Raw genomic sequence first — 15,031 nt, 5'->3', positions numbered from 1 at the left:
TAATCGCCCCTCAATTTCATTGCTTAATTTTTTCAAAAATGAAGTTCAGAACACTCATCATCAAGAAATCACACTAAACTTCCATTATTGAAATCAATTTGATTAATTGCTATAGTAATCAGCTCTTCAATATTTGATAGCTATATAATTTTTTCATATTTTCACTTTTTCTTCTCTCAGCCTCTTCCAGCGCCTCATTATATAAACTCTTGTCAGAATATACTTTATCCCGAGGATATACAATACTTTCGATAATACCATGAAACAAATCATCATAAGCCATTTCTTTCGTATAGCCATCACCAACATTTCCTGCATCAATTTGTGCGTATAATTCATCCAGATGCTGCTGGAAATATGTTTGAAAATCATCATGGTTATCTGTTTTAATCAAGACAAGAGATTCCCCTTCAAAAGTATCACATGCGCGCAATTTATTAATCGAATATTCCTTTAAAAAATCAATAAAAGAATCTAAATCATAAACTCGATTGAATATAGGCATCAAACGTTCCTTCACATATAAAGCCGTCGCTGAAATAATCTCTTCCATTGTATCTTCGGTATATTCAAAACTTACTCTTGCTTCATTTCGTGGAAGGAATGAATTTAAATCCTGTCCAGCATACAATATTGATTTTTTATCGATAGAAGAATGATAGGTAGAAATAATTCCTGCAGTAAGGAAAAATCCTTTTGCCCCTTTATTCCATGCCGGAGCTGTTTTTACTCCAAAAAAAGCCATCAAATCTTCGTTGAGCATTTTAACAAAAACATTCAATTTTGAGCAATATCGAAAACCCTCTGTTTGAAATGTTTCACCAAAAATAAGTTTAAACTGTGAATTAAACGACATAAAAAATCTCCTTTGTTATAGTCCAAACATCAACCTGTATGCAAGATAGAATGATGCGACATCATCTGCAATTCCGCCACCACCTGTAATCACATCTTCTGCAAGTGTTCCTCCAACGATAAGAACAGCTGCTACAGTTCCTGCGCTCCCCCTTTTCTATCAAATTGACTTGTACAAAAACACTACTATTGTATGATATAATTCGTTATATTTCAATAATTTTCCACCTCTTTTATATCTTTTGCACTTTTGCAAAAAACGCAGTAACATCGTCATTATAACCGACAATGTATTAAAAGCATTTCATCCAGTTACAATTGCCATTTTTATAATTTGTTATTAGTTGCCACCAGATTTTCTTTCACTTGTATTTTCCCTTATGAGGGTTCATAATCAAGGGTAAAATGATATAACACGATACAAGATGTGATGGAGAGAACACCAATGAAAAGTTTAGCATTTTCAATGGATTAACGAGTTTTCCATAACAAAATATAACAGTTATTAAATGCTATAGATTTCGTCATTTGAGAACTGGGGTTTATCAACCTTTCCTCTTATTATTAAAATCGCTTACTCCAAACAAAGCAAATACGAAAGAGACAATAATAATTGAAATAGTAGTCGCTGAAATGGACTGCATGAAATAGTCTACGATTCTCAATCCCATAAATGTCGCAAATGTATCTAACAAAAGATACATAATAACAGCAGATTGTTTATCTATCTTTTCAAGCATAAGCAATGCTTTTGGTAACACATCAGCAAGCAAACTAAATGGGTATGAAATAATTGTTGCAATTATAAAGAATAGAATAATGCTTCCAACAGACGTATAGTAAAAACCAAATAATCTCATTATAGCTCGATTATCCGAAAAATCTCGGAAGCCTTAATTTTACTATATTTGTTATCAGAAGGTTGTTCTGCTCGCAACGCTCACAGAACAACTTTCTCACTAACTTCGCGCTTACGCACTCATTAAGTGTTCAATGATTACTCGATAACTGTAGCAACACGTCCAGATTCTACTGTACGTCCACCATCACGGACTTTGGTTTCGTGATATTCGATTATTTGAAACTAATTTGTGCGGTTCTGTTGTCTAAAGTAGCTTATTTTTGCTGAGGAATTAGTGCTTTATAAAAATCTTGTAGCCAAAATGTAGCCAATTAACGTTTAGATAAGCACAGGCAAATGAATTTCAATAATTCTTTCAAAATAACATAATCACTTTAATATAAATAAGTTATGTTATTTTAAAATATATCTGCCTTCTTCTTTATATATTTCTTGCTTACCGTCAACACAAAATGCTGGTCTGATACCATTCATATCGTATGCATTCGTGCTTCCAATTTCACCTTCCGGTCCTACTGCATATACACAAGAATCATATGTAGAATCCGCACTTCTTAACCACCAACTTACAGTAAACTTTCCATTATTCGTAGTAGCAAAACGATTCTTATTATCTTTAAAATACAACAATGGCACCCCTTCAACTCCGACATGCCCATTTTTTTTATATCCAAGTTCAGTAAAAGACAACAAAAACACTTTTCTTACAATAGTTATCACGCTATCATCTATTTGATTCAAGCATCGTTCATCTAAAATCTCTATTTCCGAATCTTGAATTAAGCAACGAGTTTGAATAGGTAAATTATCAAAAAACTCTCCCATTAAGTAATTATCAATTTCACTTTCTTCATAGTAAGCCGAATAATCACTAACTCTTCTATTCTCTGGAAGAATTTCTTTTCTTAACAAAAGTGTTTTACCATTATAATCATTAGTTAATACAATATATGGAACAAATCCTGTTTTTTCTTCAATATATATGATTGGTTCAATTTTACATTTTTCAGAATATGCCAAATCACTTATTGTATTATATTCCTCGGTTACTGCTTGTCTTTTACTACAAGCATTTAATAGAACTCCAAGAACAATTGCTAATACTACTACTTTATACGTTTTTCTGAACATTTATGTGGCTCCTTAATTTCTCTGCTTTTTACGTCTTATTTTTGTAAATGCCATACACATCACTATACTTACCATGATTACAGCCATTAGACTACAAAATCCAACTGCAGATTCGTCTCCTGTTGAAACAGATTCTATCTTTTCTCCTCCATTTTCATTTATTCCCGAACCAGAATTATTACCTGTATTATTATCTTTTCCCGAATCAGGATTTTCTGGGTTCGCTGATTCTCCATCTTTTTCAAATTTTGCAACTAAAAGGGTATCTTTTTCTACACAAAAACGATATTGTGTTTCTTGCGAAATTAATTTATCATTCTCATACCAACCAACAAATTGGTAACCTTCTTTAGCAACCGCTTCAACTTTTGCAAAATTTCCTTCTTGTCTAATTCCTTGACCTATAGCAATACCATGTTCATCCGAATCAACTTCTACTGTCACCATATAATAAGCAGATTTTGCATCTTCACCACTTAAATTTTGATCAGGATTAATTTCTTTACCATCAGGTGACTTCAACTCATACTCTGTAGTTGAACCTTCTATTTCATTATTTTGTTCATCATCTACATAAGCAGGAACAACTGCATTAAACACATCATTTTTATTCAAATTTATATCTTTATAATTAACGACTCTTGTAATATCACCTGCTGTAGAAGAAAATTCATTTATCGAGTAATTCATTGTTCCGTTATCTGTAGCTGTTAATTTTATCTGATACGATGCATTTGTTGGAAGATAAACTATTTTCTCATCATCTTCATTCAAACTTGCCACAACAGTCCCATTTTTAATTTCCTGTGGTATATCATCTACAATCCTTGCTTGTAATATATTTTCACTATCATATACTTCTACATCTATCGGACAATTAATATGTATAACACGATAGTTACCATTTCCGTCAAACTCTGTTGGTGAAGATGTATAGTTCTCATCTTGTGACATTAACCATGCCATACATAATTCTGGATAATGAGCTGCTCCCAAAGTTTTCGCATTACTAACACCTGTCACTGTTAGATTAGGGTGTGAAACAACAAAAATAACTAACATTTCTGCAACAGCTCCTGCAAATTCTTTCAATGCTGAAGGGCTGTAATTATTAATCCCCGCTTCATTCAATGCTTCTTCCATTACATCTTCAATTACTTTTTTCACACTAGCATCTGGATGTGGATTCAATGCTGCAATCACAATTTCTCCAAGCGTATCCACACTACACAGTTTCTCTAAAAACAAATCAAAAAACTTATTAATTCTTTGTATTGGTTGATCTGGAAACATCGTTCCATATTTAACAGTGAAAATAGTGCGAATACCATTTTGCAATTCTTTCACATAATTATCACGTGTTTTTACTCTTTCCTTTGTCAGTTTATTGATTGTAGTATCTAAATATTCCGCTTGAATTGACTTATTATTCTCATCATTTTGTACCGGACTTTTTCCTCCTGGCAAAAGATACTTTACATCAATTTTTTTCATCACAAAATCATCAACAGCATATTTTCCTATCTCATTTTTGCTCGACATTTTATCATAGAACTGCTCCATTGCATTTTTTTTCGCAGCGTAATTATTTCCATCAGAAATTTTATCTGGCAAGAAATAATCGCCTCCAAAACGAGTAAAATCTAATGCAGACATAGCAACTTTAGTTACCGGGTCGTTTTTATTAATGATATTATAAATATTATTATATTTTAGCCTATTCTTAATTTCAGATTTTGTAGCTCCCATTGGTGTCTCAAAACAATAAGCGTACAAATCTTCCTTTTTAAGAACTACACCATCACCTAATTTTTCTCCATCATCAAGTGCACCTGCCACTAAGTTTGCTGTTGCAGCTGCACGACTATATCCTGTTAACCATATTTTTATATCTCCTGAAATTTTATTTTCTCTAATATATGATTTCAAAAAGTCTAAAACTTGTTTTTTAGCCTGTGCAAATCCATAATGCTGGCCACTCTTACCAAGTGTAAAGTTTCCTGCCCACTCACTTTCATAACCACCACCACGTACGGCTACGGCCATCAAAGTACATTCTTTATCATCTATACTTAATTTTTTATCTCCCTTTTCGGAAAAGTGTTCCTACTGTATATAAACTCATTTTTATACGTTTTCCACTATTTTTATTCATTTTTCCATAATGGGGAGTTCGTTTTACACTAAGTTGTCGTGCAATTTATTAGAATGGAATTTTTGAAAGGCTACTTCACTTGGATAGTGAGGTAGCCCATTATTTAATGATAATCCTTGTATAAGCTGCGAGCCAATTTATACATTTCGATTTGTTTGTAAATTTCTTCTAACTGTTCACTACTAAGTTCATTTAAGTATTCTTCTTGCTTGGCTAAAGTATATAATTCAGGATTTCTGTAGTCACAAAGGTTCTGAATGTGTCTCATCGCTTTTACCAGTGTATATTTATCAGATTCTTCCAGTGCTTCTTTCTCATATATTTCTTGCATATCATAATTATAGTGCATTGCTGGAATTATGCCTGTATGGTCAGTTTTTTGTTGACATGACTGACCTCCGAGTATTACCATGTGGTCTTTTTCATCACTTGGATTCCAATAAATGTATAAAAAGCTAGGTAAGTGATTTAGCTCTTTGATAATTTGTGATGCTGTCATAATATTTATGCTCCTTTACGTTGTAAACATGTCAATTAGATTTTAAACCTGTCCAATCATGTTCTCTGTTTGCTACTAATTCAAGAATGAATGCAAGCAGTAGAAGTAAACCATCATCTTCATTTTCAATGCCATATTTTCTTCTCTCTTGTCCTCTAATCCAAACACTGTATTTAGCTAATGCCTTATTCCAATCAGCATAGTTATATGGCATGTTGTCGGAGAAGGTGTTTGACAAATTATCTTTGTATTTTTCTCTTATATACTGCAAAATGTTTTCATTTTCAATCTGTGTTTCAATTTCTGAAATGGTTTCTTTGTATCCACATGATACTAAATCAATTATTTCAAAACCTAATAATTCTAGTCTGTCTACACCTGTGTATGGTTCATGTTTTTCATTACTCATAATGTATGCCCTCCTTAATACTTGTCTGTGTATGATGTATTCTCAACTCCTTTATTGTTGAGATTGTAAACCATTTTGTCTAAACGAGCCTTCCAAAATGCCTTAAACCACTTGGTATCCCCAAACCATTTTACAATAGTTGGACTGATTGCATAATAACACTTAATAAATAGCCGACCATACCATGTGGTATCCAATGTATAATCTCTGAATCTTCTAAGTGTCCATACCTCCGGACAGTCATAGGAACCATATACACATGTGGCTACATAACAACCTTTACTTGGTTCTGGTTTGTATATTTCAGCATGCCTTGACTCTGGTAATATTTCTTTTAAGAATGCTATTCTTTCTTGCCAGTTATCAATATAACGATGATTATATAAATATTCTATTGCAGATAATATCAAATCCTGTGCAAACTTGTTATTAACAATGTACTCTCTAGGTACTGCTGATAAGTACTCTTTATATCCTCCACATTGAGGACCTCTTGTTAAAAACTCAGTATATATTTCTTTTTCATACATAGGTTTATCATGTGCATTTGCAAGTTGTATAATCTTTTCTCCTAATGAAACACTTTTCATTGGTCCATACTTCCAATCCATGAGCCAACCATCTATATTGTCAGAGTCATACTTTTCTAATAATTGACTTATATACCAATAATCATGTGCATCCTTATTATCTGTTATTGCTTCTTCTGCTAATTTATATATACCAGTTTCATGAAATAATGCAATTATCTGTTCTTCTCCATTTTCAGACTGAATAATAATGTTTTTAAGTGCATCCAATAGGTCATTTGAATAGTAATGTTTATCCAATAATTCCCTTCTTGCAATCCTTAATAATCCTTGTGTATTATCTTTTACTTGTTGAATAACTACATTTGCTCCAGCAAAGTTATTATTGTTTGTAATGTATGTATTATAATTGTTAATTGCTTTTTCGGTAATAAATGCTGTTCCACAGTATTTACATATTCCAGCCTCTTTTGTGTCATCTACCTCAATGTTTGCACCACATTGTGTACATTTAGCGGCTACTAATGGCATAATAAAATCCCCCTTGTCATTTGATATCTATATTTTACCACATGACTAGGGGGATTGGTAGGCTATTTTCTTTCTTTGATGACGGCTTCGATAACATCTATGTATTTTTGAGGCAAGTTGAATGCTTTATAAAGCTCCTCATCGGTGTAGATGTGGTCAAACTTACCTGTTGGAGGGGCTGGGACAAATCGGAAATAGTCATTGTCAAAAGTAACTGTTAATTTAGAAATATTACACAACAAAAAAAATCTTGTAAATTTACAATTTATCCATGATATAAATGCTTCACACTCTGATTTATCATCTGAACTGAATATATTTTGACTTACGCCAGCAGTATAGTCTGATTGGTTTTCTAACAAATAACCTGCGCCAACTACCTTACACTTTCCATCAATTGTTAACAAAACCCTATCCCATGGACTTGCTCCACCAAGGCTAAAAAGTTTATTTACAGAGTATTTATATCTTTCATCTAATTTGTTACTGTCAATTTTATATTGTTGAAATTTATCAATATACATGTGAATTTCATTGCAAACATTTATTAGTGATTGTCTACTTCTTATATTTCTGACATTTTCACTATTAAAGTAAGGTTGTAGTCTGGATTTATTAACTACCTTACATTTATCATGTTCTACTTTGTCAAGAATGTAGTAACATACACCATCAATCTGTCCAATTTTAAATACATCAGATACATCGGGATAGAAGCAAACGTAACTCATGTGCGGTACATATAATTCTCTAAATTGCTTATAATTGATATTCTTACTTGCACAACCACTATAATCATCTGCGGTTGTCTGCCACTTAGCGGGTGTTATCATTACTGTATATTTGTTCGATATTTTATAACCTAGGTCTACAAAATCTAAGTCCATTCCTTTATTATATGGTGGGTTGCTGATGACTACATCAAATTTCATTGTGTTAAACTCCTTCTTTAATCTCTCATATAAGAATGTTTTATCTGCATTTTGCATTACTGCTAAGTAATTGCTTTCAAAACTGATGATATTATTCTCACCTTGAATCGTGCCATAAACTGTTCTTGTTGACATTAGCTGACACATACCATTCGGAGATATGCCATATAGCTGGTTTTGAAGTATGTGTTTTCTACGTTCTGCTTTGTCTGGAAAGTCTTGTATCATTGATGGTGTTTCCATGAGCTTTAAGTATATCTCATGCAAGAATACACCACTTTTACATGCTGGGTCTAAGAAAGTGGTGTCTTTGTTCCATACTTCTTCTGGCAATATATTGGTCATATCTTTTGCAATCGGTATCGGTGTATATATCTGACTGTCTTTTCCTGTTCCGGCTCTGTCGGATAACATTCCAAGGATGTTTTCTGTATGTGACATTTTAAATCCTCCAATAAACTTAAAATTTATTTGGTTATATTTTGATGTCTTACTTACTGATTTAATAAAAATCTTTGGGGCAATTGGCAAAGAGTTAGGAAAGGACCGTACAACCATTGCCAAGGAGATTAAAAAGTATTCCTATGACAAGAAAAGCGGTCGTCCTGGATATCCGTATAATCCTTGTAAATTCCGTGCTACATGCAAAGCAAAAAGAATTTGCGGGATGCAAATACATCAGCTTCTGTAATAGAGATCATAAACTTATTGGATGAAGTTCTTGGGGCAAAAACATTTAACAGCTTGTTTCCGGTTATTCTGACAGATAACGGAAGTGAGTTTTCAAATCCAAAGGAAATCGAAAAACGTAGCACCATTCCATGCAATAGAACAAAGATATTTTATTGCGATCCAAGTGCTCCTTATCAAAAAGGAGCCTGTGAAGTCAACCATGAATTGATACGTCGTATCCTGCCAAAAGGAAGCAGTTTCGATGAGCTGACACAACAGGATATTACTCTGATGATGAACCATATCAATTCTTATAAAAGAAAAAAGCTGAACAACCGTAGCCCATACGAAACATTCAGCTTTTACTATGGAGAAGATGTGCTTAAGAGACTGGGATGCTCACCGGTTGCCGCCGAGAACATCATCTTAAAGCCTAAACTTCTCAAAAAGTAACAAATAAATTTGCTGAGTGCCGCCAGAGCCAGAATAGAACAACTCTATCCAATCAAAAACAGGGATGGATTCTCCGAATACAAAAATTTCGAGAGAGAATTGATCTCTGGTTGTTGTACGCAAATTTATTGCTGAACGTATTATATCATATCGAAATAGAAATGAAAATTCGGGAATCTTGCTTACAAACCGGGAATTTCATTTACAAACCGGGAATCTCGCTTACAAAACAGGATTTTCAATTACAAAGAGGGAGTCTTGGGTTACAAAGGGGATTCTCGGGTTACTATTTACCAGATTTTAATAAGTGCATCAGAAAAAATGTCATTATACCTGCTAAAACACATTGAAAAAATATAACTGGTACATTAAAAAAGTATTTTTCACTTATTAATGCAAGAATAATGGCATACGGTAAGAATAAAACTACTGATAAAATCGTATTACTACTAAACCACATATTCTTTTTAATACGCATATTACAATATGAAATTTCTTTTAACTCTGGACTAAGAATCCATCGAAATCCCAAATATTGAAACCAGATTTCAATTAATATTAAAAACTCCTGTGCTGAATCAAATATCTTAATTAAGATAGACTCATCTGCATTGACTAATAGCTGATAATGATTCGGTAATAGAAAAAAATATATAAATACTAGCGGTAAGAAATACATAATACGTTGAGACGGTTGTTTTGCTTTCCAAGGGTGAGGTCGACTCGAAAAAGATTCGGGTTGAGTTCTCTTTAGAAGATATGGATATGTCCGAATTTCAAGATGGGGCAACCTACACGCAGATCAAGGACTATGTACTGGAACATAGCGGATTAAAGGTATCAAACCTGTATATCTCACAGATTAAGCGGAAATGTGGGATTGAGGTTGGTAAGAACTACAATCTGCCGAAGTCCGAAGATTCCAGACAGCCTCTGTGTCCACCGGAAAAAGAGAAAGCAATCCGAGAAGCATTCAAATATTTTGGGATGATATAACATCCCGTAAAATGGAGGTTTCTTATGGATAGATTGATTTCTTGTAAGTTTAACATGGATACCGCTTGTGTGGAACTGAAATTCTTTGATGGTAGTATGATTGCGATTGATACGATTGCGGTTGAGAACGAGGTTGCCGACAATATGTATCAGAGGTCGGAACTGGATTATCTGATTTACAATGACCCGATTGGATATGCTGATTTGATATTGAACGGAGATTCCAAAACCTATTTGAAAAACTGTTACAGAGTATAAATCTGTGGATACGGCGATTGGAGCGATTTGCCTGGCTCACTAAACCTCTAAGCCCATAGTTATTGGCTAAGGCAGATATTCAACTTTAATTTTAGAAAACATAAATAAAGGCTATCCAATCTTTTTGACTGGGTAGCCTTTGAAAGTTTTGCTCTTTCTACTTTTTAAGAATCAATTTATGAATGACCATGCCGATTATCAAACCAAAGGATGATACTGCCAAATACCAAAGCGAATGTATCAATGCTGTCTCGTTATAGTATATAAACACAGATGGCACAAATGTAATTGCTATGATTATTGGATACAAGTACTTTACTTTCAGATTTGAAATGCTGCCAATTAGAATTGAAAGCAATAATGTTGCTAAAATAAGCAAAACTATCATTCCCATAACGTCTGTTGGTCCTGCAAATAATGGAAATACATAAAACATAAATAATTGAATTAAGAGTATTAGTATCTCCTTCAAGTATTTCTTCATAATCAAAACACCTCCGTTCATATAAACTCTTTTTTATTTCATTTTGCAAAGATTATCTTGATTTGCAGTTTGTCATTGTTGTAGATTGCTCCAATACTTCCGCCCATACGCTCAATCAGCAGCTTGGCGATGGACAATCCCAAACCGGTTGAATTGCGACTGGCTTCTACTGTATAGAAACGGTCAAACAATCTGCCGACCGTCACATAATTCAGATTGTGCGCCGTGTTGCTGAATGTAACACAGCCGTTCTTATCCATGACTACGGACAGATCGCCGTCAGAGTATTTCAGCGCATTGCTGATAATGTTGGAAAAGATACGGTTGACCGCACCTGCATCCAGTTCACGGAAAACCGGTTCCTCCGGCAATTCGATTTCCGGTTGGATGCCTTTTTCCTGCATGACCGCATAGAAAGACAGCAGACTTTCCTCCAATGCCCGGACAACATCCATACGTTCTGGTTTCAGTTCCTGAAAAGAAGTAACCACACTATATCTGAATAGTTCTTCGGTTAGATTTTTTAAAACATCTGTTCTGTTTTGGATTTGAGAAAGATAGCAGTGTACCGTTTCGCTTTTTTCCTCTCGTTCCAATAGGTCAAGATAACCGTTTATCGCCGTAAGCGGAGTTCTCAGGTCATGGGAAATATTGGTGATAGCTTCTTTCAGTTCCAGATCGCCCTGTTGGTAACGATGGCGTTCCTTGCGGAGCAATCGAAGCTGGATATTAATCTCCGAAGCCAGTTTTCTCAGATGAGGGTCGCTGGAAGAAATATCAATCAGAGTGTTTGTGTCGGAGGAAAGACGTTCCTGGAATTCTGTATGAATTTCATCAATACTTTTTTCTATAAAAATAATCTTTGTGATTAGAAAAAATACAACAATTAGCAAAATACAACACAAAATCCAAGGGAACATCTTTCTACCTCCTTACTTTAGGTTCTTTTTCTTAAAGGAACGACTTCCTATAAGAGATGTTGAAAAAATTACAAACGCAGAGCACAATGGAAGAAAAATCAGGTGTTCCACCCCTTCTTCGCAAAGAATTACACCTTGTCCTCCAGGTGTCAGACAGATAAGAAATTCCAGCAGGATACGAAATGTTCCACCGATGAATTTGATATTTTGGGGATGCCATCGCACAGTTGGGTCTGTATCACTCCACATCCATCCATCCAATAACTCTGGTTCTGCAAAACGATCATAAAGGAGCATCCCGATTATGACCATTGCAGCTACAGCTCCCAGACAAAGAAGTGTCGCTGAGTTTTTGTTCTCCGCCAGACTTGCCAACAGACAACATACGCTGGAGAGTGCAACGACCATCAAAAGGCTTGAAAAAATATAAAATGCCATCTCTCCCAAAGAGAGGTTCAGGCTTGCCGTACCCAGTAGCGGAATACCCAGCATCCCATTAACTATCAACCAGATTAGTGCAGTACTCAGTCCAGCACATATGGTCAGGAGAAGATTGGAAAAATAAACTTCTTCACGAGTGTGTCCGCAGATTAGTTTATTGCGCAGAGTTCCATATTCATAGTCTGTTCCCCACAAATATGCGGCAAATACGGCGATAAATGGTCCCATCAGGGGTGAATATCCAAAAAAACGGGCGACCAGCTTATAGATGTATGCATTAGTCAAATTCGTCTGGAAGTAACCGTTGAGGATGATGAATGCGGAAAGCAATACAGCAATCACTAATTCTATTCGAATCATTTTTTTATTCTCTGTACGGTAAAAGGCTGCTCGAAAAAGTTTACGCATTATTATCACCTCCAACCAGAGAGATGTAATAACTCTCCAAACTTTCATCTTTTTCCTGCATAGACAGCACTTCGCAGTTTTCCTTTGCCAGTACAACGGTCAGCTGTGTCACATTGATCTTTGCGAACACATCGGCTGTTGTTGCGGAGATAATTTTATATTCCAGATTCATGGAATCCAGCACACGAGCCAGAGTAGAAGTATCGGTCACTTCCATGCGGACACACTTGCGGCAAACTGTGTCCAGTTCTTCTGCACTCAGTTCCTTCACCATGCGACCATTATCAATGATACCGTAATGAGTAGCCAGACGGGAAAGTTCATCCAGAATGTGACTGGAAATAAGAACTGTAATCTGTTTTTCTCGGTTCAACTTCAAAATCAGTTCTCGCATTTCCACAATACCCTGAGGGTCGAGACCATTTACAGGCTCATCAAGAACAAGAAAGTCGGGATCACCGGCTAATGCGATAGCGATGCCCAGACGCTGCTTCATACCGAGGGAGAAGTTCTTCGCTTTTTTCTCTCCCGTGTTGTCGAGACCTACCAGCTTCAACAATTCCTGAATACAATCAAATGATGGCAGACCAAGAATGAGATACTGGTGCTTCAGATTTTCCTCCGCAGTCATATCCATGTAGATGGACGGTGTTTCCACCACAGCACCCATGCGACGGCGGGATTTGATAATATCCTTGCTGTCATTGCGGATGCCGTACAGAGAAAAGCTACCGGAAGTCGGTTCCTGCAATCCGCAGATCAAGCGGATCAGGGTTGTCTTACCAGCGCCGTTCTTTCCCACAAAGCCATAGATGGAACCTTTGGGAACATTCATAGTAAGACCATTCAATGCCTGAAAGTTTTTATACTTTTTTGTCAGGCTGTTTGTTTGCAAAATATAGTTCATATTGTATTACCTCCTTTGCTGACCTAAGTTTACAAAACAAAAGTCAAGAAAGTGGTCAAGAAAAACGTCAAGATTTGGTCAAGATTTTTTGTTCTGCCAATTTGAAACCAATTCCCCAGACTGTTTCGATATAGTCTACACCGCTGACATCCTGCATCTTTTTACGAAGATTGCTGATGTGCTGCTTCAAAGAACGCTCGGTGCAGTCGGGTGTGTCCAGACTGATTCTGTCAAGCAGGACACTCTTTGAAATTACCTGTTTGGGATTTTCCATCAGCAGTTTTAAGATGGCATACTCCGTTCGGGTCAGCTTCACAGGCTGCTCCTGTACTGTCAGAGAAAGGGAAACCATATCCAAAACCAAATCGCCAACGGAAAGAGATTTGGTTTCGCCATGTTGTTCTGCCTTGCGGAGCTGAACAGTGATACGGGCAAGAAGCTCCTTTGTATCAAAAGGCTTGGTCATGTAATCTGCCGCACCGCCCAGCAGAAGATTTACCTTGTCTTGCACATCTACTTTTGCGCTGAGAACGATAACAGGAATGTTCTCAATGTGGGGCAGAACTTCCTCGCCAGACAATCCCGGCAACATCAGATCCAGCAGCACCAAATCGGGCTTGTTTTGTGAAAGAAGATATAACGCTTCTGTGCCGGAGTATGCACGAAGAACAGAATAGCCCTCTTGCACCAGCACTTCTCTCAGCATATCTCCAATATGAATATCATCATCTATGATTGCGATTGTTTTCATTCTCGTTCCTCGTCAATTTCCTTTTATAGTTCAAACGCTACTATCGTTTCCTTTGGCAACTTCTCGTTTTCGCAGTTTAGAAGGTAGGCTATTGCCTTGTTCGCAAAGCGGTTTGTTTTCATTGTATCCCAATCGGCAAGTCGGACTATTTCTGATGTGCCGTTCTCAAAATCAAATGAAATCTGGCCCCATTCGCCGTCGCAGTCTGCTTGGTATTCGTAGATTGCGGTGGCGATTTTCTTTTTTCGTTTGGTCTTGGATTTCTGTTTCAAGCGGACAGCATGGATTGCGCCCTCGGCAACCAACAATTCTGTCAGTTTGTCCACTGCTCTGCGGTAGGCTCGCTCCGCACCGCTGGCAGTGCTGCCCTCAAACATTACAGCCAGTTCCTCAAAGGTGGGACGGCCTTTCCATGAGCCGACATGCCCGCAGGTCATGCAGATTGCCAGCCGCTTTTCAAGCAAGGTCTGTTCCCGGTAGTTCAGCTTATCAAAAGCTCGCTGCACCTTTTCTGCCTGTATGCCGTTCCAGAGGATGTCGGAGTAGTTCCAAGTATCATCAAGAGCAACATCTTCGCCCGTTTCCTCGCCGTCCTCATCTGTCACATAGAATGGTTGCTGATTGCGGATACCTCGAACATCTCTCAGATATTCTTCCGCAAGGGCAAAGTCACAGTTATACTTTTTGGAAAACTCGCTGACCGCATCCTTGTCTTTGAGTAAAGTTTACTTCTTCGGCATGCTCCGAAGTGTATTACTTAACGAGACTACTTCTTTAATTTTTTTAAATAAATCTTCTGGCATTTGTACAAAACTTTCCCCTATATATGATGATAAT

Annotated in this window: 15 protein-coding genes and 2 pseudogenes; 3 read left to right on the top strand and 14 right to left on the bottom strand. The window is 36.3% G+C overall.

Going from position 1 to position 15,031, the window contains the following annotated elements; genetic code table 11:
• Window positions 1-118: 118 nt before the first annotated feature.
• From ACW6PM_RS12985 to ACW6PM_RS12950, 8 genes are all read right to left on the bottom strand, one after another.
• Window positions 119-856 carry a hypothetical protein gene (locus ACW6PM_RS12985; protein ID WP_015569151.1) on the bottom strand — a complete coding sequence of 246 codons (738 nt, stop codon included), beginning with the start codon at window positions 854-856 and terminating at the stop codon, window positions 119-121.
• Window positions 857-1,400: 544 nt separating this feature from the next.
• The gene (locus tag ACW6PM_RS12980) at window positions 1,401-1,715 is read right to left on the bottom strand and encodes a YrvL family regulatory protein (RefSeq protein ID WP_055238809.1); all 315 of its coding nucleotides are present in this window, start codon (window positions 1,713-1,715) and stop codon (window positions 1,401-1,403) included.
• A gap of 395 nt (window positions 1,716-2,110) precedes the next feature.
• Entirely contained in the window at window positions 2,111-2,848 is a 738-nt protein-coding gene (locus ACW6PM_RS12975; RefSeq protein ID WP_117686608.1) for a DUF6273 domain-containing protein, read from the bottom strand.
• Between the two features lie 12 nt (window positions 2,849-2,860).
• Entirely contained in the window at window positions 2,861-4,894 is a 2,034-nt protein-coding gene (locus ACW6PM_RS12970; RefSeq protein WP_456057411.1) for an InlB B-repeat-containing protein, read from the bottom strand.
• A 212-nt stretch (window positions 4,895-5,106) separates the two neighbouring features.
• Window positions 5,107-5,502 carry a hypothetical protein gene (locus ACW6PM_RS12965; protein ID WP_456057410.1) on the bottom strand — a complete coding sequence of 132 codons (396 nt, stop codon included), beginning with the start codon at window positions 5,500-5,502 and terminating at the stop codon, window positions 5,107-5,109.
• Window positions 5,503-5,533: 31 nt separating this feature from the next.
• Window positions 5,534-5,911 (bottom strand): hypothetical protein, encoded by a 378-nt coding sequence (locus ACW6PM_RS12960; RefSeq protein ID WP_456057409.1) that lies wholly within the window; start codon window positions 5,909-5,911, stop codon window positions 5,534-5,536.
• Window positions 5,912-5,925: 14 nt separating this feature from the next.
• Window positions 5,926-6,972 carry a CFI-box-CTERM domain-containing protein gene (locus ACW6PM_RS12955; protein ID WP_444123332.1) on the bottom strand — a complete coding sequence of 349 codons (1,047 nt, stop codon included), beginning with the start codon at window positions 6,970-6,972 and terminating at the stop codon, window positions 5,926-5,928.
• Between the two features lie 62 nt (window positions 6,973-7,034).
• Window positions 7,035-8,345, bottom strand: coding sequence for an Eco57I restriction-modification methylase domain-containing protein (locus tag ACW6PM_RS12950; protein WP_456057408.1), 1,311 nt, complete (start codon window positions 8,343-8,345; stop codon window positions 7,035-7,037).
• A 219-nt stretch (window positions 8,346-8,564) separates the two neighbouring features.
• Here ACW6PM_RS12950 and ACW6PM_RS12945 point away from each other — a divergent pair.
• The 3 genes and pseudogenes from ACW6PM_RS12945 to ACW6PM_RS12935 form a co-directional block, all read left to right on the top strand.
• Window positions 8,565-9,029, top strand: a pseudogene (locus ACW6PM_RS12945) (transposase); the annotation flags it as partial.
• Window positions 9,030-9,812: 783 nt separating this feature from the next.
• A pseudogene (locus tag ACW6PM_RS12940) lies at window positions 9,813-10,025 on the top strand (23S rRNA (uracil-5-)-methyltransferase RumA); the annotation flags it as partial.
• A 24-nt stretch (window positions 10,026-10,049) separates the two neighbouring features.
• Window positions 10,050-10,283 (top strand): DUF6061 family protein, encoded by a 234-nt coding sequence (locus ACW6PM_RS12935; protein ID WP_055303613.1) that lies wholly within the window; start codon window positions 10,050-10,052, stop codon window positions 10,281-10,283.
• A 157-nt stretch (window positions 10,284-10,440) separates the two neighbouring features.
• Here the strand turns inward: ACW6PM_RS12935 and ACW6PM_RS12930 are convergent, their stop codons facing one another.
• The 6 genes from ACW6PM_RS12930 to ACW6PM_RS12905 form a co-directional block, all read right to left on the bottom strand.
• A complete protein-coding gene (locus tag ACW6PM_RS12930; RefSeq protein ID WP_055303614.1) occupies window positions 10,441-10,767 on the bottom strand; it encodes a hypothetical protein in 327 nt (108 codons plus the stop codon).
• Between the two features lie 38 nt (window positions 10,768-10,805).
• Window positions 10,806-11,687 (bottom strand): sensor histidine kinase, encoded by an 882-nt coding sequence (locus tag ACW6PM_RS12925; protein WP_055303615.1) that lies wholly within the window; start codon window positions 11,685-11,687, stop codon window positions 10,806-10,808.
• A gap of 12 nt (window positions 11,688-11,699) precedes the next feature.
• A complete protein-coding gene (locus ACW6PM_RS12920; protein ID WP_158557451.1) occupies window positions 11,700-12,536 on the bottom strand; it encodes an ABC transporter permease subunit in 837 nt (278 codons plus the stop codon).
• Window positions 12,529-13,443: an ABC transporter ATP-binding protein gene (locus ACW6PM_RS12915; RefSeq protein WP_055303617.1), complete on the bottom strand. Its 915-nt coding sequence runs from the start codon at window positions 13,441-13,443 to the stop codon at window positions 12,529-12,531. The genes ACW6PM_RS12920 and ACW6PM_RS12915 overlap by 8 nt, the downstream gene beginning before the upstream one ends.
• Window positions 13,444-13,510: 67 nt before the next feature.
• The gene (locus ACW6PM_RS12910; RefSeq protein WP_055303618.1) at window positions 13,511-14,194 is read right to left on the bottom strand and encodes a response regulator transcription factor; all 684 of its coding nucleotides are present in this window, start codon (window positions 14,192-14,194) and stop codon (window positions 13,511-13,513) included.
• A gap of 23 nt (window positions 14,195-14,217) precedes the next feature.
• Entirely contained in the window at window positions 14,218-14,799 is a 582-nt protein-coding gene (locus ACW6PM_RS12905; protein ID WP_456057407.1) for a hypothetical protein, read from the bottom strand.
• Between the last annotated feature and the right edge of the window lie 232 nt (window positions 14,800-15,031).

It is taken from the genome of Agathobacter sp. (genome assembly GCF_977054825.1).
The sequence above is the reverse complement of the archived record's forward strand: the minus strand, read 5'-3'. Positions and strand labels throughout refer to the sequence as shown.